This is a genomic window from Mycoplasmatota bacterium (assembly GCA_018394295.1).
Lineage (GTDB): Bacteria > Bacillota_I > Bacilli_A > Haloplasmatales > Haloplasmataceae > JAENYC01.
Genome location: CP074573.1, coordinates 3041318 through 3060352, shown reverse-complemented (window position 1 = coordinate 3060352; position 19035 = coordinate 3041318). Strand labels below are relative to the sequence as shown.

Here is a 19035-nt window from a genome sequence, read left to right as displayed (position 1 = left end):
AAAGATTATCAAAATATATCATGATAATCTTTTTTATTTTCTTATGTGATTACAGTCCACATTTTAATTGTGCATTACAATTTGTACAAGTATTACATCCACCAATTTCTTCGACTGTTCCTTCTAAACAAATTGGACAAATATCCCCTACTTCTACACCAATATTTTTATTTGCCTTTGTTCTAGGAGGATTAATATTATCTTCTTTATGAGGTTTTGGTTCAACAACTTCATCTACTTCTAATCCAAATTGCATCGCATCAATTTGTTCAAGTTTATTCTCTTCAGCTTTTAATGTTAATACTTGAGAATCTCTAGAACCATCTACATAAACGGTTCCGCCTTTAGCGCCACCTTTATATAAACGCTCATACACTTTTTGCACATCATTAACGGTAAATCCACGTGGTGCATTAACGGTTTTAGAGATAGAAGAATCTACCCAGCGCTGAATAATACATTGCATATCCGCATGTTCCTCAGGTGTTAATTGCATCGCATTAACAAATATATCAGGTAATTGATCTTTTGCATATTCAGGGTGTATCGCTAAATAATCATCAACAATTTGTGCATTCACTTCAATGTATTTTCCTAAACGACCACTTCTAAAATAAGTAAATGCAAAGTATGGTTCTAAACCTGTTGACACCCCAACCATTGTTCCTGTAGAACCAGTAGGAGCAATCGTTAATAAATGTGAGTTCCTAATTCCATAAGTTAAGATTCCGTCTCTAATAAATCTTGGCATTTTCTTTAAGTAGCCTGATTTCACAAATAAATCCCTTGACCCTTTTGTTTCTAAGAATGAGAAACTTCCTTTTTCTTTCGCTAAATCAATTGAGGTTTCATATGCAGTTGTAGCGATATATTGAAATATTTGGTCAACTAATTTATTACTTGATGGACTTCCATAACGCTCATTACACCAAATTAATAAGTCATGTAATCCCATAATTCCTAAACCAATTCGTCTTTCACCTAATGCTTGTTCTTTATTTTCTTCTAAAAAGTATGGTGTGGAATCAATGACATTATCTTGCATACGTACACCAGTTTGAACTGTTTTACGTAGTTTCTCCCAATCAACTCTACCTTTTGTTTTATCAACCATATTGGCTAAATTGATTGCTGCTAAATTACATACAGAATAAGGTGCTAGTGGTTGTTCTCCACATGGATTAGTTGCTACAACCTTCTGACCATATCCCTGTGCATTTGTCATCTCATTCGCATTATCAATAAAGAATATACCTGGTTCTGCTGAATAAGTAGCACAAATATTTATTAAATTCCACATTTCACGTGCTTTTATTCGTTTATAAGTTGCTATTTTATAACCCAATGCTTCCCATTCACGGACATCTCCAACTTCATGCCATTTTTCATCATAAGCTTTTTTAGTTTCTGCATCATAATGATTGATATCAGGGAAACGAAGTTCAAACTCACCATCTTCTTCTACTGCTTTCATAAATTCTTTTGTTAAAGTAACAGAAATATTAGCACCAGATAAAAACTCAGGATTGTTGACTTCATATTTTCCACCATCACGCACTAATTTCTTAGCTTTTAAAACAATATCATCTGAGAAAGGAGATGGAGCATTATCTTCAGATACGCTAATGATATTTGAATACATTTTATATTCATCATCAGAAAGAGGAATAAATTTTAATTTTTCTTTTGCTAGACGAATGATATCTTCATCTTTTAAATTTTCGATCAGATATTGAAGAATACGAGGATTCTGCATTTTTGAAATAATAAATTCTAGTACATCTGGGTGCCAATCAGAAAGCATAATCATTTGCGCACCACGTCTTGAACCACCTTGTTCAACAAGATGTGTTAAGTTGGCGATATCATTTAACCAACTAACAGCACCACTTGATTTTCCTCCAACACCTTTAGCTAAAGCATTTTTAGGTCGTAAAGTAGAACCATTCGTACCAACGCCCCCACCACGACTCATAATCTCCATTACTTGTTTACGATGGTCACTAATACCACCACGAGAATCTTCAATAAATGGCATTACAAAACAATTAAAATAAGTAACTTGTGTACCACTACCAGCGCCATATAATACACGACCAGCAGGTACAAAGTTTAAATTTTTTAATTCATAAAAAAATTTTTCTTCCCATTCTTTACTTTTTTCAGCACTCTTCTCATTTTTAGCTAAATCATGCGCTACTCGTTTAGCTATCTGTTCATAAAAAATCTCTAAAGGTTTATCTATTGTATCAAGCTTTCTTTTAACAATGCCTGTTTCTATTTCTTTCGAATCGCTTAATGTTCCTCTAAATTCTTCCTCAATTAAAATATCTGCATACCCATTTTTACGATCAATTTTTATCACTTTTCCAATTCCACGTGCTGGAAATTTAGGGTCATCTTTTACCACTACTAAAACGATATCATCTTCTTTTAATGAAATCCGGTTAATATCTTTTTGAGCATAACGGTCAAGCATCACTAGTCTTGAAACACCTGCGTGAGTTGTTTTCATTGTCTCATCAATCGTATGTAAATGAGGAAAATATGTAATAATATCATCATTTATTTTTTGTATATACCGCTTTTCATATTTTGCCTGCATAAATATTCCTCCTCTTTAAAAATAATCTAACTTGAATTATAAACTAAATATCCTCTGAAAACAACACCAAACCGAAATTTTAACTTTCAAAATTTTATTAAAAAAATATTAAATCACATATTTTTTATCGGAATAAGCAATAATCACTGAGCATTATCATATATCTTTAATAAGAAAGAAAGGTGAGAAAGATGTATGATAAATTTTCTAGTCAAGCTAAGGGAATTATTATAAGAAGTCATCGATTTGCTTTAAATCAAAATGAATATGTCGTTGGAACAGAATATTTATTATTATCTCTGTTCAATGAACCTAACAGTAGTTGCCAAATTTTACTCAAAGAATTAAAAATTACCGAAAATCATATTTTAGATGAAATTAAAAAAATCAATGTCTTTCGAAAAAACATACCTGGTTTAGTTATCTATACACCTAAATTTCGTTCTGTGTTAGATTATGCTTCAAACATAAGTAAAAAAACAGGATCTGATTTTGTTTATGAAGAGCATTTATTCTATTCTTTACTAAAAGTAACTGATTGTATTGCTTATAAGGTACTAGAAAATCTACCGATTGATATAGATAATTTAATTACAGAAATTACTGATGTAATGGGGTGGAACGTGGAAGATTCATTTGATAAAAAACAATTATTTGATAATTTTTCTTTTGTTGAAAATATCACTTCACTCGTTAAGAAAGATAAATTACTACCCCTTATTGGAAGAGAGAAAATTCTAACCCGTATCACAAATATACTAAATAAACGGAATAAACGGAATGTGATATTAATTGGAAATGCTGGGGTTGGTAAAAGTGCGATAGTTGAAGGTCTTGCTCAAAAATACTATAAAGAGCAGGCTAACAAACTAATTGTTTCACTTAATATTACATCATTACTAGCAGGAACAAAATATCGTGGTGACTTTGAACAAAGAATCAAGGATTTTTTAGATTCTGTTAAAAACAAGGAAGAAGTAATTGTTTTTATTGATGAAATTCATAATATTATTAATGTTGGAAATGGAGATAGTAATTTAGATGTAGCCAATATATTAAAACCAAGTCTAGCACGCGGTGAATTAAATTGTATTGGTGCTACAACTATTGATGAATATTATAAACATATCGCTAATGATACAGCTCTATCAAGAAGATTTTTACCGATCTTCGTAGATGAACCCACATTAGAAGAAACGATTAATATTCTCACGAATATTAAACAATATTTTGAAAAATTTCATCAGATTGATATCCCTTCAAACACGATTCCTTATTTATGTGAACATGTTGAAAAAGCAATTATCAATCGTTATTTTCCTGATAAGGCTATTGATGTTTTAGATGAAGCATGTTCTTACGCTAAATTAAATCAATTAAATCAAATTTCTTTCAAAACGATTGATTACATTATTAAAACTGTTAATAACCAACACTACAATAACAAAAGCTTAAAAAAATTAGAATGTTATCCTTTCTTAAAAAAGTATTTTCTTCGTTATTATAGTAATATAACAAATTCATTTGAACCCATAACAAGTATCCTCTGTCAGTATACCGATGAGAATCAGTTGAATCTATTTATCGATGATATTTCTTATATCTTCAACATTCGTAATGAAGCACTCAAAATAATTAATCTTAATAATTTTTCAGATGAACATAGTATTTCAAATCTAATAGGCTCTCCTCCTGGATATGTTGGTTTTGATAATCCAAATACTTTAACAAAATTTGTACAAAAATACCCTCGGTCAATTATTCTACTAAAAAATATCGAAAATTGTGCACAGAATATCACACAATTATTTAAAGATATTTTAAATAGTGGCTATGTTGAAGATTTAGCTAGCAACAAAATATATTTTACAAATACGATAATAATAGCCACTGAAAATTCTAATCATAAATCTATTGGTTTCTTGAACTTAGAAATTGAGCAGAAGTACAAAGGAGAACTTCGTTTTAAAGAGAAGATTAACCTTAATCGTTTCTTAAAACAAACCACTAAAGAACAAGAATCTTTACTAGATAAATATATTTTATATTTTAAAACTAACAATAAAGCACTTGTATTTGAAGATTTTGATGATATTGTCGCCCATATTGATAAAAATAATAATAGTGAATTAGAAAATCTATTATATGAATGTTTCTTTAATCATGAACAAAATAGTTTTGTGATAAAATATAATGAAAAAGAAAAACGTTTCTTTATCAAAAAATAGTATATAATTTCATGGAATTCTTCCCATAAATACGTTATAATTCATTTAATAAGAAATTTCAAAGAAATTTTTATAAGAAATTTAGGAGGGGTTCTGTGGCAAAAACAAAAACAATATTCTTTTGTAAAGAATGTGGTAATGAAACTTTAAAATGGGTCGGAAAGTGTCCTGGTTGTGGACAATACAACACAATGGTTGAAGAAATTAAAGAACCCAAAAAAAAGACCCATCATCAAAATTCTATATCTACAAACAATAGACTCCAAAAAATTAATGAATTAAAAATAGATGAGAAAATTAGAATTAAAACATCCCTTCAAGAATTTAATCGTGTTTTAGGCGGCGGAATAATATTAGGTTCATTGGTTTTAATTGGTGGTGATCCAGGAATAGGAAAATCTACTTTATTACTACAGATGAGTGAAAGTATTGCCTTAAAGGGAACTGTTTTATATGTTAGTGGCGAAGAATCTCCACAGCAAATAAAAAATCGTGCAGAAAGATTAAGTATTAATTGTGACGAACTATATATTTATTCAGAAAATAATTTACAAGCTGTGCTTAATCAGATTGAAAATATACATCCTGAATACATTATAATTGATTCAATTCAAACGATTTATTTAGATTATATCAATTCAGCCCCAGGGAGTGTATCTCAAGTAAGAGAATGTACACAAACATTAATGAAACTTGCTAAATCCAAAAACATCCCAACTTTTATAGTAGGACATGTGACAAAAGATGGTGCCATCGCAGGTCCACGAATGCTTGAGCATATGGTGGATACAGTTTTATATTTTGAAGGAGATAATCACCATACGTTTAGAATTCTACGAGCCGTTAAAAATCGCTTTGGTTCAACAAATGAAATCGGCGTATTTGACATGAGAGAAGATGGGTTGGTTGAAGTCTTAAATCCTTCTGGTATCTTTCTTGAAGATCGTTCTTTAGGTTACCCTGGTACTAGTGTTGTAGCTAGTATTGAAGGTACACGACCTGTCTTAATTGAAATACAAGCCCTTTTATCAACCACTTCTTTTAATAATCCTAAAAGAACCGCTTCAGGATTTGATAATAATAAATTATCATTATTAATTGCTGTTATTGAAAAACGTTTAGGATATACCCTTCAAAACCAAGATGCTTATATTAAAGTAACTGGAGGAGCTAAAATAGGTGAACCAGCGGCTGATTTAGCCATCTTAATGAGCATTGTTTCAAGTTATAAAAACCAACCCCTTAATCCTCTAGATGTTTTTATCGGTGAAGTTGGGTTAACTGGAGAGGTGAGACGTGTATCAAGAATAGAGGCAAGATGCCAGGAAGCTTATAAAATGGGCTTTAAAAGAGCTTTTATACCAAAAAAAGATATTGAAAAATACAAACTCCCAAAAGATTTTTTAGTAATCGGTATAAGCAATATTGATGATGTTGTCAAGAAGGTTTTTTTAGATACTTCATTTTAAATAAATATGAGGTGTAAGAATGAAAATTGATTTTATCCCAATTGATTTCTCTGATATGAACAGTTGTGCCATTTTAGCCAAATGGTTTAATGACCCAGAAATCAATTATTTAATTTCACCCAATTTTTATCAAGGATCATTAAGTTATATATCACCTGAATATGTTTCTCAATCAAACCTTATTACCAAATATAAGAAGCATGCATTTTTTATTGTGGCAGATAATTATATTATAGGGGATGTTAATATTATTGATAATCCTGACTTTCTTTTCAAAAAAGACCAATCCTCTTGCTGGTTAGGGATCACAATTGGAGAAAAACCTTATCGAGGATTAGGGATTGGAAAGATAGCCATGTGTTATATTGAACAATATGCAAAAAGTATAGGATTTACTAGGATGGAATTAGGTGTTTTTGAATTTAACACAAAAGCCATTTCATTTTATAAACAATTAGGTTATCAACCGATTGGCCGTATCCCTCGGTTTACATTTTATAATGGGATATGGTACGATGATATAAGATTTGAAAAATATTTGTCATAATAATTATAAATACAGGAGGAAAAAATGCTTTTAGTTGCAGATAATTGGAAAGACTTTAAATTAATTGATGCAGGAGATAATGAAAAGATTGAACAATGGGGAAAATATATTTTAAGACGTCCTGACCCACAAGCAATTTGGCCACGTCAGGACTTTTCATCGTGGGATAAATATCATGGTTATTATGAAAGAAGTTCTACTGGTGGGGGCAAATGGAAGATTGCTTCATTTCCTAAGTCTTGGACAATAGAATATAATAATTTAAAATTCTATATTCGTCCAACTGGTTTTAAACATACCGGGTTATTTCCAGAACAAGCTGTTAATTGGGATTTTATGATTGAAAAAATAAAAACAGCGAAACGTCCGATTAAAGTTCTTAATTTATTTGCTTATACTGGAGGAGCAACAGTTGCTTGTGCTTATGCTGGTGCTGAAGTGTGTCATGTTGATGCAGCTAAAGGCGTTGTTTCTTGGGCGAAAGAAAATATACAATTGTCACAATTAGGGGACCGAAATGTTCGCTTTATCGTTGATGATGTTATTAAATTTGTTGAAAGAGAAATAAGACGCGGAAGAACCTATGATGCGATTGTCATGGACCCACCTGTTTTTGGACGAGGAACAAAAAATGAAGTATGGAAAATTGAAGAAAAATTAGTGGATTTGATTAATTTAACATTGAATGTATTAAGTGAAAAACCATTATTTTACATCATTAATAGTTATACTTCCGCGTTTTCTCCAATTGTTTTACACAATATAATGAAAACGACTTTAAATAAAAAATATCCCGGAAATTTACAATCAGGAGAATTAGGATTAAAAACCTCTAAAACTAATCTTGTTTTACCATGCGGTATTTATTCCCGCTGGGAGATGAAGTAATGGAGATTTTATATGAAGACAATCATATTATCGTTGTTGTAAAAGAACCAGGAATATTAAGTCAAGAAGATAACACAGGCGATAAAGACATGCTAACCTTGATTAAATCTTATTTGAAAGAAAAATTTAATAAACCTGGCAATGTATTTTTAGGACTCATCCATCGTTTAGATCGTATGGTGGGTGGTGTTATGATATTTGCCAAAACAAGTAAAGCTGCTTCTCGCTTAAGTGAACAAGTAAGAAATCACTCTTTTCAAAAAAAATACTTAGCCGTTGTACATGGTAAAACAAAAGTCGAAGACACACTTATTAATTATTTAAAAAAAGATGTAAGAACAAATACTGTTTATGTTAAGCCACAAGAGGTTAGTCAGGTAAAAAGAGCTGAATTACATTATAAACGTATTCAATTTAAAGATAACTTATCTTTAGTAGATATAGATTTAAAGACTGGAAGACCCCATCAAATTAGAGTTCAATTTTCACATATTCATCATCCCTTAATTGGAGATAAAAAATATGGAAAAAAAGATGGTTTCACTTCTATCGGTTTATACGCTTATCAATTATCAGTTTATCATCCAACGACTAAAGAATTACTCACTTTTACGAAAAAACCATCCACAAATTTTCCATTTAATGAATTTTCATTTTAATTGAAATGAAAAAACACATTTGCTATAATAATACAGAACATACATTGAAAGGATGATACTATGTCAAAAGTTATATTAAAAAACGGTTGTGTATTTAAACTAAAGTCAACCCCTATGATTGATATGACTACACTAGTATATAATTATCCACAATGTAGAATGACTGATACGGTTTCGCCATGCTCTACACAAGACCATGATAAATCGTTAATACTAGTATAAATTATTAAAATACTTCACTTCAGTGAAGTATTTTCTATTAATTATATAATTGGAGGAAATAGAAATGAACAGAGAATTGGCCTTAGAATTTTCTCGTGTGACTGAAGCTGCTGCACTTGCTGCTTATAAATGGCTTGGGCGTGGAGATAAAAACAGTGCAGATCATGCAGCAGTCATAGCGATGAGAACCATGTTAAATCGAATTAATATTAATGGAGAAATTGTCATTGGTGAAGGGGAAATAGATGAAGCCCCAATGCTATATATTGGAGAAAATGTAGGAAATGGGACAGGAGCACCAGTTGATATCGCTGTAGATCCAATAGAAGGTACCCGTATGACTGCTTTAGGACAAAGTAATGCATTATCTGTATTAGCAGTTGGGGAAAAAGATGCTTTCTTAAAGGCGCCTGATATGTATATGGAAAAACTTATTGTAGGACCTATGGCTAAAGGTGTTATTGATTTGAATTTACCTTTATTAGATAATATGAAATTAATCGCTAAAAAATTAAATAAAGAATTAACTGATTTAACAGTCATCACACTAGCAAAACCAAGACATGATAAATTGATATTAAATATGCAAAAAGCAGGAATTAAAGTATATGCAATTCCAGATGGTGACGTTGCTGCTTCCATATTAACTTGTATGCCATTTAGTGAAGTAGATGTTTTATATTGTATTGGGGGTGCCCCAGAGGGAGTTGTTTCTGCAGCAGTAATCACAGCGTTTGGTGGAGATATGAATGCTAAACTACTCTTAAGAAAAGACGTAAAAGGAGATACACTTGAGAATCGACAAATTTCTAAGATGGAACAGAAACGATGTGCAGAGATGAATGTTACACCTAATAAAATATTAAAATTAAATGATTTAGTTAAAAATGATAATATTATTTTCTCAGCAACTGGAATCACAAAAGGAGATCTTTTGGATGGAATTAGTCGAAAAGGAAATATATCTGAAACAGAAACATTATTAATCCGTGGTAAAACTGGAACCATCCGAAGAATTAAATCGATACACGATTTAGAAAAGAAAGATGTTGAGTTATCTCCCTATTTTATTTAAATTTTGAATTATCTGTGTTAAAATTATTTTAATACAGATTTAAAGGTGATAAGATGAAATATACTGCGATTATTCTGGCTGCTGGTAGTGGTTCAAGAATGAACTTAGGCTATAATAAAATGTTTTTTACATTAAAGAATAAACCATTAATCACATTATCAATTCAAAAATTTCTAGATGATGAAAATTGCACTGAAATTATTATTGTAGGAAATGAAAAAGAAATAAAAGACCTAGAGTTAATCCTAAAACAACATGACTTATATACTGAAAAATGTATGATTGTCAGCGGCAGTTATGAACGCCAATATAGTGTTTATAATGGTCTTCAAAATGTCACAAATGATATTGTTTTAGTTCACGATGGAGCCAGACCATTTATCACAAGAGAATTAATTCATCAATTAGTAGAAGAAGCTAAAACTAATGGATGCTGTATCCCTGGTGTTAAAGTAAAAGATACCATTAAGTATGTAAACAATAATTTCATTAAAGAAACCTTACCAAGAGAATTTCTATATGCTGTTCAAACACCACAAGCTTGCCAAACAAGTTTAATCAAAAAAGCACATGAATTAGCAAAAGAAGAAAATTTCTTGGGAACAGATGAAGCTAGTCTAGTTGAAAAATATACGCCACTATCAGTTAAACTCATTGAATCAAACTATGAGAATATTAAAATCACGACAAAAGAAGATTTAATCTATGCTGAGCGTTTATATGATAAATACTTTAACTAGAAAGAAGGAGCTTTTATGAATATACGAATTGGTCATTCTACTGATATTCATCAGTTAGTACCAAATAGAGATTTAATATTAGGCGGCATTAAAATAGACTTTGAAAAAGGTCTTTTAGGACATAGTGATGCTGATGCTTTATTACATGCCATTACTGAAGCAATTATTGGTGCTTTAGGTTTAGGTGACATCGGTACTCATTTTCCAGACACAGATAAAGCTTATAAAAACATTGATTCAAAAATCCTTTTATCAAATGCTTACAATTTAGCAAAAGAAAAAGGTTATCATATAAATAACCTTGATGCAACTATCTATGCTGAAAAACCAAAAATGGTAGCTCATATCCCACATATGAGAACTTTGATTGCGAAGTTATTAGAAACTGATGTAGAAAACATAAATATAAAAGCAACACGTGGTGAAAAACTAGGATTTATTGGTCGAAATGAGGGTATTGCTTGCGAAGCAGTCGTGTTATTAATTAAATAACTAAAATGATAAACTTTCTAAGAAAAGATACACTAGGATTTTTTATAAATTCTAGTGTTTTTTGATAGAATTTTTATAGTAAACCTATTATTCAGCTCTATACTTAGTTTAAATTTCTAACTACAATTTTTACATACATAAAAAAACTTGCAAGGCAATTTTGCTATGCAAGTTATCAATATTAAATTTCGTTATCTTCAACAACTTTATCAGGAGCTTTTTCTAAAAGATGAGGATTTTCCATGTATCGTTTAAAGATTCTTAAAGCTTTTGCATAATAAAATCCATCACAAATTCTTTCATCTACTACGATTTTCATGTCAATAAATTTACGTTCAATTATGTTATTATTACGATCAAATACTTTTTCTTTATTTTTAATACCAAAGGCAATAAAAATAGATGTTGTTCCAAAATCATATATATGATGATAAACCGGTCTAATTCCTAATGACCCCATATCAGTTATAAATAAGCTTGTATGAAAAGGACTTACTTCGTTAATAACTTTAGGCATCTTTCCATGTTTGTCTAACCAAGTTAAGAATTTAACTAATATACTAATAACGAATCGTGGGCACATAGAGATCATTTTTGCGGTTTTATCCGTTTCATTGCTAGTTTTTTGACCTTGACTTTCATTAATTACACGATTCACTTTTTCAACTACATCAAAAATTGTATCAGTTGGTTTAAATTTCACTTTTACAGTAGTTTCAGGACTATCTTCAGTCATATCTTTTTTAACAGCTAAACTAATATAAATACCATTACGAGCAAACATTTTTCTTCCACTCACAAATCGGTTTAATTTAGGTTTTTGTGAAATTGTTCTAACCATTGCAGCACAAACAATATGCAAGAAACCAATATTTATTTTTTCTTCTCTTTTCTCTAGTAAAAACTTTTCTGTTTTAGTGAGGATTATCTTATCATCAAAATATACTTGTGCATCTACTCGTGATTTCATTATATATGGAATAATTTTGAAAAATGGATCGACGTTTTTTAATATTCTACCATCATACCTATCACCAAATCGCCTTTTCTTTTTATTCATTTCATTCTCTCCTTCTTATTCTTCCTAATATTATATCATAAATTTTGGCATATCGCTACATTATGTGAATAACCCAAAACAAATTTACCAATATCTGTATCTACACTAATAAGAGGACTAACTTACATTTAAAAATATAATTAAAAGACCTAATCTTAATCACTAAACTTTTTCCATGTTTCTAAATACTCTAGATATGTATATATGTTTTATACTTCTTATCTTGTTTTGTTTTTATTCAGATTATAAAATTATAAAAATCAGTATATAAATTAAAAAACTGCCAATGGCAGTTTTTAATACTTTTATTGTTGTTTAATTGGTTTCATCGTTGGGAATAGCAATACATCACGAATACTTGATGAATTAGTTAGAAGCATAATTAAACGGTCTAACCCAATTCCAATTCCACCGGTTGGTGGCATACCATATTCTAATGCCTCAACAAAATCTTCATCCGTCTCATTTGCTTCATCGTTTCCTAATTCGCGTTCTTTTAATTGTGACTCAAAACGTTCACGTTGATCAATTGGATTATTTAACTCACTGAATGCATTTGCATATTCTCTTCCAATTATAAATAACTCAAAACGAGAAGTAAAACGAGAATCATTATCATCTTTTTTAGCGAGTGGTGAGATTTCTACTGGATGCCCGTAAATAAAAGTTGGTTGAATTAGTTTCTCTTCAACATAATGTTCAAAAAATTCATTTATGATATGACCTACACCTGTATAATGTGCAGGAACTTCAATGTTATGTTCTTCAGCTATTTTTTTTGCTTCATCAAAGGTCATCTGTTTCCAAAAATCAACTCCTGCATATTCTTTGATTGCATCAACCATATGAACACGACTCCAGCCTTTTGCTAAATTAACTTTTGTTCCTTCATATTCAACTTCTGTTGTTCCTAAAACTTCTTCAGCTAAATAAGAAATAACATTTTCTGATAATTCCATCATGCCATCCATATCTGAATAAGCTAGATAAAGTTCAAGTGTTGTAAACTCTGGATTATGTTTTTGAGACATTCCTTCATTACGGAATAATCTACCTATTTCATAAACACCATCATAACCTCCGACAATTAAGCGTTTCAGCCATAACTCAGGTGCTATACGTAAATACATATCTAAATCTAACGTATTGTGATGGGTTACAAATGGTTTCGCTGCAGCACCACCTAAAATAGTATTTAAAATTGGAGTTTCAACTTCTAAATAACCTAGGTTGTTAAAATATTGACGTAAAGCAAACATGATTTTAGAACGAATTTCAAAACGACGACGTGTCTCTTCATTTGCGACTAAGTCAACATAGCGACGACGATAGCGTTCTTCAATATCATTTAACCCGTGAAATTTATCTGGTAGTGGTCTTAATGCTTTTGTAAGATGATAATATTCAGTAGCTTTAATGGTTAATTCTCCAGTTCGCGTTCTAAATACTTCACCTTTCACACCAATGATATCACCGATATCTGCTTTAGTGAATAATTCATAATCATCCCCTAAACGATCTTTTCGACAATAAATTTGGAGTTGACCATATTGATCTTGGATATTAGCAAATCCTGCTTTTCCTTGTCCTCTTTTTGTCATCATCCGACCAGCGATAACCACTACATGGTGTTCTTCTTCTAATTGTTCTTTATTAAAATTTTCAAATTGATCCTTAACTTGTTTTGTATTATGAGTTCGATCAAATCGTTTACCAAATGGATCGACTCCCTTTTCTTTTAAAAATTCTAACTTTTCACGACGAACTATCATCTGTTCATTTAAATTCAATTCATTTTCTTTTATTTGATCGCTCAATTTTTTCACTCCTTTGTTTAACTTAAACCATTATACCAAATATATTATGAATTATACAACTAAGTATTATTTGTTTTTTCTAAATAAATTACCTTTTTTATCTTCTGTTTGAAAAATCAATTCCTTTTTTAATAACCTTTGTTTTTAAATAATAATCGTGTATAGTATCTTTTTTAACAATAAAGAATATGACTTCAATCAAAAATCCTATAACTGTTAGATAAAATAACTGTTTCATAATTATTTCTCTAAATAAAATTCTCCCATATGTTATTGTCCCATAGGTTGATTCTATATAAAAATCATTTAAGGATTTTCCAACTGAACCATCTAATTTTAAATAAATAAATGAAAAGCCAAATAGATACACGAAAACATCTATGGCAATTATCACATACCAAGAATGGTTAAAATGGACATATTGTTTGTTTAAAAAATCTAATCCAAAGGTAATAATCCCCAATACGATTATCACAAATATATAATCATAACATAACGATATAAAACGATCCAAAACATACTTTTTCTTCATACAGACCACCCTCTATTCTATTGCGTAGAATATTGATTAATTCTTTCTAAATAATCATACATCACCTTTTTAATTTCAACAGCTGTCTTTAATGTATTAATCTTTCTTTTAACACTTGTTGCTTCATATAACCCTTTAATATACCAAGGAATATGACTTCTCATTTCTAATACTGCTAATTTCTCTCCTTTTAAATCCATTAAAGAATCTAGATGCGTTAATGCTTGCTGCACTTTTTCAGATGGAGTTGGTTCTTTTAACAATTCATTGGTTTCCAAATAATGAACAGTTTGTTTAATTAACCATGGATTCCCTAATACTGCTCTCCCCATCATTACTGCATCAACTTTGGTTTCATCTAACATCCGTTTAGCATCTATCGCTGTTTTAACATCACCATTTCCTATAACTGGAATTGTCTTAACAACTTCCTTAACTTGTTTTATAATATCCCAATCAGCATGCCCCTCATACATCTGTGCACGTGTTCTACCATGTATAGCAATCGCTACAGCCCCTGCTTTCTCACACTTTTCAGCAATTTCTAATGCATAAATACTTTGACTATCCCAACCTGTTCTCATTTTTACCGTCACTGGTTTTTTTACAACCTCAACTACACGGCTCACGATTTCATATATTTTATCTGGTTCTAATAACAATTTAGCTCCAGCATCAGATTTTACAACTTTATTAACTGGGCATCCCATATTGATATCAATGATTTTCGCATTACAACGTTTATCAATAATTTTAGCTGCATTAACAATTGAAGAAATATCTCCACCAAAGACTTGCATTGTAACAGGTTGTTCTGAATTGTCAACCTGCAACATTTCAAAAGTCTTTTCATTTTCATAGATTAAGGCTTTATCACTTACCATTTCAGCGTAAATTAACCCTGCCCCCATTTTCTTACATATTTTTCTAAATACTACATTACTAATACCTGCCATTGGGGCAACGACCACCTGATTAGCTATTTCAATATCATTTATGTTCCACTTCATTTTATCACCTTTATCTTATTTTACAATTTTTTACTTCATTTATCAATTTATTTTTATAATCGACAAAAATGAAAAAGTTATGCTTTTAACATAACTTATTATCATGATAATTCTAATTCTTTAATAATCCTATTATCTAATGTTTTTATCTGAATCATATTGTTCTCATAAATTGCGTAGGTACTTGGATTATTTTCTTTTGGTAAAGCGATTGAACTAGGATTTAATACAAAAACATTGTTTTTTTCTAACACAGGAACATGTATATGACCATATACAAAAATATTTTTACCCGAATCAGGAATATCATTTGGTTTATATAAATGACCATGGGTTAAGAAAAATTGATAGTTATCCACAACTAGCTGTGTATAATCTGCCATCATTGGAAAATCTAACACCATTTGATCTACTTCACTATCACAATTACCACGTACACAAAGTATTTGATCACGGTATTGATTTAATAAATTTGCGACTTTCATGGGATTGTAATCTTTTGTTAGTGGATTTCTAGGTCCATGATATAAAATATCACCTAGTAAAATTAATTTATCAGCTTTTTCTTCATGAAAAATTTCAATTAATCGTTTCGTATAATAAAAAGAACCATGTATATCTGATGCAAATAATAATTTCAATCTATCACTCCTTTAAAATATGACATTAAAATATTTCATATCATTATTATCAGTACAATTTAAACCTGTAGCATAGGATAAATCACGTATTTTTGATTTTAATTCTGTTTCATCAATACTATTATCTAAATATAAATTTATCGTTCCTATTTCATTCTTAGCTTCATTTAGACCATGATTATATAAATCTAAAAAACTTTCAGTTGACTTCATTTCATTTAACACTGGGTGATGCCATTCTTTTTTATTAAAATTCATGTAATCAATTGTATCATCTATATTTTTATAATAAAATAATGTTTCTAAAACAATTTTACCCGTTTTATTAAAATGTATATCAACCCATCTAGCGAATTTCTTCTTAATACCAAAAGGGTCATATAATATTTTCGAATATCTCTTATAATTTATCGCTGAATTAATAAATACTTCTCCACCATTTTTAATATTAAAAACCTTATTTAAAACATAATTATAATATGGAACAAAAATATTTTTATTCAATCGAAAATTTAATATGTGTTTATAAATCTTAAACCGATGGGGAGATGATACATTCCACCGGTTAATAATAAACCAACTATCAATCGCTCGTTCTAAACGAACATGATTCCCCCGATATTTTTTATCTCCTTCTCCTGTAACATGATATACATAAGGATGAGCACTCCGATCTAAGACATTATGACACATAAAACCAAATAGATAACTATGTAAAATTTCACTATAATTATTTTTTAAATATTTAATACTTTCAACAAAAAAATCTTTTACTTTAGTATCATGCATCACATTCCCTAAACCATCATATAGAGGATTTCTTTTTAAAGAAAATAACTGATGGACATAAAAAACATCTGGCCCTTGTGCTCCAAGAAAATAGGAAGACTGATGCTTTGATAAGATGTCCTTTAATTTTTCATTATCTAGTTTATTTATAAGATCAAGCGCAAATGTTGCGTGAGTGACAAAATCAGGCATAACTATCTCCTCTTCTTTACAAAAACAAAATCATAATTTCATTTATTTATTTTTAGTTTATGTTATAATGAAAACATTAACAACTCTATTATACTATAAATTTATAAAAAATTAAATTAAGGAGAAAGTATATGTTTGATAGTTTTTTAGAAGAATTCAATCAAGAGGAACAAAGTTGGATTAAGTATGATATCGCCAATTCAGCGTACACATTAACCATAGTGACCGTATTATTTCCATTATTATATCTCTTAATCACAAAGGGAGCCTTTAGTGCGAATGAATCGACAAATAATAATATCGCCAACTCCATTTTATTATATGCAACAGGTATCATCTCATTTATTGTAGCTATATTATCCCCAATCCTAGGTACAATGTCTGATTTTAAGGGTCATAAGAAAAAATTCTTTAAAGCATCGTTGTCTATTGGATTAATATTTGGATTATTATTATGTATCCCAGTGATTCCTTGGCAAGTAATACTTATCATCTATTCCATTGCGACAATAGGTTATACAGCAGCTAATGTCTTTTATGATTCATTTCTAACTGATGTTACAACTGAAGATAGATATAATAAAGTATCATCTGCTGGTTATGCATGGGGTTATATCGGTAGTTGTATTCCATTTATTTTAGGTATAGGAATCTATGGATTAGTTTATTTAGAAATAATAAAATTTGATCCTAAAATCGCCATCGCAATCGCTTTCGCCATTTCTTTACTCTGGTGGTGGTTCTATTCATTACCTATGCTTAAAAATGTTGAACAAAAATATTATCTAGAAAAGAGTGAGCACTGGATTAAAGATACATTCACACGATTAGGTAAAACAATCAAAAAGATCATTAAACAACCAAAATTAGTTTTTTATTTACTTGCCTATTTTTTCTTTATCGATGCGGTTTATTCCATTATTAAGTCAGCTGTAATCATTGCTAAATCTCATGAAGTTACAGATATGGCACTTTTAGCAGTATCTCTAGTTGTTCAAGTGATTGCTTTTCCTTGTGCAATCGCCTTCGGTGCATTCGCTAAGAAGTTTGGCGAAATCAAAATGTTAGCTTATGGGATTATGGCTTATATTGGTATTTGTCTGATAGGTTATTTTTTAGGTCATATGACGGGTAGCATTACTGTAGATTTACTCATTTTTGTGGCATTAATCGGTTCTGCCCAAGGTGGTTTACAGGCTGTTAGTAGAGCTTACTTTGGAAAACTAATTCCTAAACATGAATCAGGTGAATACTACGGATTCTTTAATATCTTTGGTCGATTTGCTTCTGTAATGGGACCAATATTAATGGGATTAACAGTTTCATTATCCAATAATACTCGTTTAGCTACTTTAGCTTTAATTCCACTACTCCTTATCGGATTAGTTTTATTAATCATCTCATCAAGATATAAACTAGATAAGAATGAATTAACAAATAATACTATTACTAAATAAATTAAATTACTAAAACCAAAAAGGAGAAAACATATAAATTTTCTCCTTTTTTATTATTCACATCTCAACAGCATACCCTACAGAACTTAGTATAATCATTGAAATGGATTATTCATTTCATAGCATAAAACAGTATATTTAACACCTGAAGAAACTTCAATATATTCTCTCTTATAATTATCATGAAATCCATATTTCTTATAAAAATAAATTGCTGGTTCGTTTTTTTCTAATACCCATAAAATCACGTCACTAATATTTTTGTTTAATTCAAGTAAATAATTGATTAACTTTTTACCTAAGCCCTGACCTTGAAATTCTTTTAATATATATAATTCATGAACTTCTAGTCCCACCTTATCTATCTTTCTATAATACAAAAATCCAACTATTTTTTTGTCTACTTCAACTACTATTGTATTAGAAATTTTAGGTATAAAATCATTTACTAATTTACTTATATTATTGTAACTTAAAAAATCATCACACATTTTATCTTTATAAGTGTCATACCAAGATTCATAATGAACTTCCCCTAGTACTTCATATTCATCCTTATTTGCCTTTCTAATATTAATATTCATGTTTATCCCCTCACCATTATACTTTTAG

At 30.0% G+C, this 19035-nt stretch carries 18 protein-coding genes; 10 read left to right on the top strand and 8 right to left on the bottom strand.

Annotation, left to right across the window (positions count from 1 at the left end; translation table 11 throughout):
* Nucleotides 1-49: 49 nt before the first annotated feature.
* Nucleotides 50-2605: a vitamin B12-dependent ribonucleotide reductase gene (locus tag KHQ81_14540; protein QVK18023.1), complete on the bottom strand. Its 2556-nt coding sequence runs from the start codon at nt 2603-2605 to the stop codon at nt 50-52.
* A 191-nt stretch (nt 2606-2796) separates the two neighbouring features.
* On the opposite strand from KHQ81_14540, the gene KHQ81_14535 reads away from it, so the two are divergent.
* From KHQ81_14535 to ispF, 9 genes are all read left to right on the top strand, one after another.
* Nucleotides 2797-4833: an ATP-dependent Clp protease ATP-binding subunit gene (locus KHQ81_14535; GenBank protein ID QVK18022.1), complete on the top strand. Its 2037-nt coding sequence runs from the start codon at nt 2797-2799 to the stop codon at nt 4831-4833.
* 95 nt (nt 4834-4928) lie between these two features.
* The gene (radA, locus tag KHQ81_14530; GenBank protein QVK18021.1) at nt 4929-6302 is read left to right on the top strand and encodes a DNA repair protein RadA; all 1374 of its coding nucleotides are present in this window, start codon (nt 4929-4931) and stop codon (nt 6300-6302) included.
* A gap of 19 nt (nt 6303-6321) precedes the next feature.
* Complete coding sequence (locus KHQ81_14525; protein QVK18020.1) at nt 6322-6849, top strand: GNAT family N-acetyltransferase; 528 nt, start codon at nt 6322-6324, stop codon at nt 6847-6849.
* Nucleotides 6850-6873: 24 nt separating this feature from the next.
* Entirely contained in the window at nt 6874-7737 is an 864-nt protein-coding gene (locus KHQ81_14520) for a class I SAM-dependent methyltransferase (protein ID QVK18019.1), read from the top strand.
* Nucleotides 7704-8396: an RluA family pseudouridine synthase gene (locus tag KHQ81_14515; GenBank protein QVK18018.1), complete on the top strand. Its 693-nt coding sequence runs from the start codon at nt 7704-7706 to the stop codon at nt 8394-8396. The genes KHQ81_14520 and KHQ81_14515 overlap by 34 nt, the downstream gene beginning before the upstream one ends.
* A gap of 60 nt (nt 8397-8456) precedes the next feature.
* Nucleotides 8457-8618, top strand: a complete 162-nt coding sequence (locus KHQ81_14510) for a hypothetical protein (protein ID QVK18017.1) — start codon at nt 8457-8459, stop codon at nt 8616-8618.
* Between the two features lie 64 nt (nt 8619-8682).
* Nucleotides 8683-9693: a class II fructose-bisphosphatase gene (glpX, locus tag KHQ81_14505; GenBank protein ID QVK18016.1), complete on the top strand. Its 1011-nt coding sequence runs from the start codon at nt 8683-8685 to the stop codon at nt 9691-9693.
* Between the two features lie 53 nt (nt 9694-9746).
* The gene (gene ispD / locus KHQ81_14500; GenBank protein QVK18015.1) at nt 9747-10433 is read left to right on the top strand and encodes a 2-C-methyl-D-erythritol 4-phosphate cytidylyltransferase; all 687 of its coding nucleotides are present in this window, start codon (nt 9747-9749) and stop codon (nt 10431-10433) included.
* 15 nt (nt 10434-10448) lie between these two features.
* The gene (gene ispF / locus KHQ81_14495; protein ID QVK18014.1) at nt 10449-10925 is read left to right on the top strand and encodes a 2-C-methyl-D-erythritol 2,4-cyclodiphosphate synthase; all 477 of its coding nucleotides are present in this window, start codon (nt 10449-10451) and stop codon (nt 10923-10925) included.
* 181 nt (nt 10926-11106) lie between these two features.
* Here ispF and KHQ81_14490 read toward each other — a convergent pair whose 3' ends face one another.
* The 6 genes from KHQ81_14490 to KHQ81_14465 all read right to left on the bottom strand — a co-directional run bounded on the left by KHQ81_14490 (nt 11107) and on the right by KHQ81_14465 (nt 16966).
* Nucleotides 11107-11985 carry a 2-oxo acid dehydrogenase subunit E2 gene (locus KHQ81_14490; protein QVK18013.1) on the bottom strand — a complete coding sequence of 293 codons (879 nt, stop codon included), beginning with the start codon at nt 11983-11985 and terminating at the stop codon, nt 11107-11109.
* Between the two features lie 305 nt (nt 11986-12290).
* Nucleotides 12291-13757: a lysine--tRNA ligase gene (gene lysS, locus KHQ81_14485; protein ID QVK19659.1), complete on the bottom strand. Its 1467-nt coding sequence runs from the start codon at nt 13755-13757 to the stop codon at nt 12291-12293.
* A gap of 142 nt (nt 13758-13899) precedes the next feature.
* Complete coding sequence (locus KHQ81_14480) at nt 13900-14334, bottom strand: RDD family protein (GenBank protein QVK18012.1); 435 nt, start codon at nt 14332-14334, stop codon at nt 13900-13902.
* A 17-nt stretch (nt 14335-14351) separates the two neighbouring features.
* Nucleotides 14352-15344 (bottom strand): tRNA dihydrouridine synthase DusB, encoded by a 993-nt coding sequence (dusB, locus tag KHQ81_14475; GenBank protein QVK18011.1) that lies wholly within the window; start codon nt 15342-15344, stop codon nt 14352-14354.
* A 101-nt stretch (nt 15345-15445) separates the two neighbouring features.
* Entirely contained in the window at nt 15446-15985 is a 540-nt protein-coding gene (yfcE, locus tag KHQ81_14470; GenBank protein ID QVK18010.1) for a phosphodiesterase, read from the bottom strand.
* Nucleotides 15986-15997: 12 nt separating this feature from the next.
* Nucleotides 15998-16966 carry a zinc dependent phospholipase C family protein gene (locus KHQ81_14465; protein QVK18009.1) on the bottom strand — a complete coding sequence of 323 codons (969 nt, stop codon included), beginning with the start codon at nt 16964-16966 and terminating at the stop codon, nt 15998-16000.
* A 131-nt stretch (nt 16967-17097) separates the two neighbouring features.
* On the opposite strand from KHQ81_14465, the gene KHQ81_14460 reads away from it, so the two are divergent.
* Nucleotides 17098-18423, top strand: a complete 1326-nt coding sequence (locus KHQ81_14460) for an MFS transporter (GenBank protein ID QVK18008.1) — start codon at nt 17098-17100, stop codon at nt 18421-18423.
* A gap of 95 nt (nt 18424-18518) precedes the next feature.
* Here KHQ81_14460 and KHQ81_14455 read toward each other — a convergent pair whose 3' ends face one another.
* Nucleotides 18519-19007 carry a GNAT family N-acetyltransferase gene (locus tag KHQ81_14455; protein QVK18007.1) on the bottom strand — a complete coding sequence of 163 codons (489 nt, stop codon included), beginning with the start codon at nt 19005-19007 and terminating at the stop codon, nt 18519-18521.
* Nucleotides 19008-19035: the final 28 nt, after the last annotated feature.

Bases quoted from the DNA above. Each gene is read 5' to 3' on its own strand.
- KHQ81_14540 (QVK18023.1), bottom strand. From the start codon at position 2,605: ATGCAGGCAAAATATGAAAAGCGGTATATACAAAAAATAAATGATGAT.
- KHQ81_14535 (QVK18022.1), top strand. From the start codon at position 2,797: ATGTATGATAAATTTTCTAGTCAAGCTAAGGGAATTATTATAAGAAGT.
- KHQ81_14525 (QVK18020.1), top strand. From the start codon at position 6,322: ATGAAAATTGATTTTATCCCAATTGATTTCTCTGATATGAACAGTTGT.
- KHQ81_14520 (QVK18019.1), top strand. From the start codon at position 6,874: ATGCTTTTAGTTGCAGATAATTGGAAAGACTTTAAATTAATTGATGCA.
- KHQ81_14515 (QVK18018.1), top strand. From the start codon at position 7,704: ATGCGGTATTTATTCCCGCTGGGAGATGAAGTAATGGAGATTTTATAT.
- KHQ81_14510 (QVK18017.1), top strand. From the start codon at position 8,457: ATGTCAAAAGTTATATTAAAAAACGGTTGTGTATTTAAACTAAAGTCA.
- glpX (QVK18016.1), top strand. From the start codon at position 8,683: ATGAACAGAGAATTGGCCTTAGAATTTTCTCGTGTGACTGAAGCTGCT.
- ispD (QVK18015.1), top strand. From the start codon at position 9,747: ATGAAATATACTGCGATTATTCTGGCTGCTGGTAGTGGTTCAAGAATG.
- ispF (QVK18014.1), top strand. From the start codon at position 10,449: ATGAATATACGAATTGGTCATTCTACTGATATTCATCAGTTAGTACCA.
- KHQ81_14490 (QVK18013.1), bottom strand. From the start codon at position 11,985: ATGAATAAAAAGAAAAGGCGATTTGGTGATAGGTATGATGGTAGAATA.
- lysS (QVK19659.1), bottom strand. From the start codon at position 13,757: ATGATAGTTCGTCGTGAAAAGTTAGAATTTTTAAAAGAAAAGGGAGTC.
- KHQ81_14480 (QVK18012.1), bottom strand. From the start codon at position 14,334: ATGAAGAAAAAGTATGTTTTGGATCGTTTTATATCGTTATGTTATGAT.
- dusB (QVK18011.1), bottom strand. From the start codon at position 15,344: ATGAAGTGGAACATAAATGATATTGAAATAGCTAATCAGGTGGTCGTT.
- KHQ81_14465 (QVK18009.1), bottom strand. From the start codon at position 16,966: ATGCCTGATTTTGTCACTCACGCAACATTTGCGCTTGATCTTATAAAT.
- KHQ81_14460 (QVK18008.1), top strand. From the start codon at position 17,098: ATGTTTGATAGTTTTTTAGAAGAATTCAATCAAGAGGAACAAAGTTGG.
- KHQ81_14455 (QVK18007.1), bottom strand. From the start codon at position 19,007: ATGAATATTAATATTAGAAAGGCAAATAAGGATGAATATGAAGTACTA.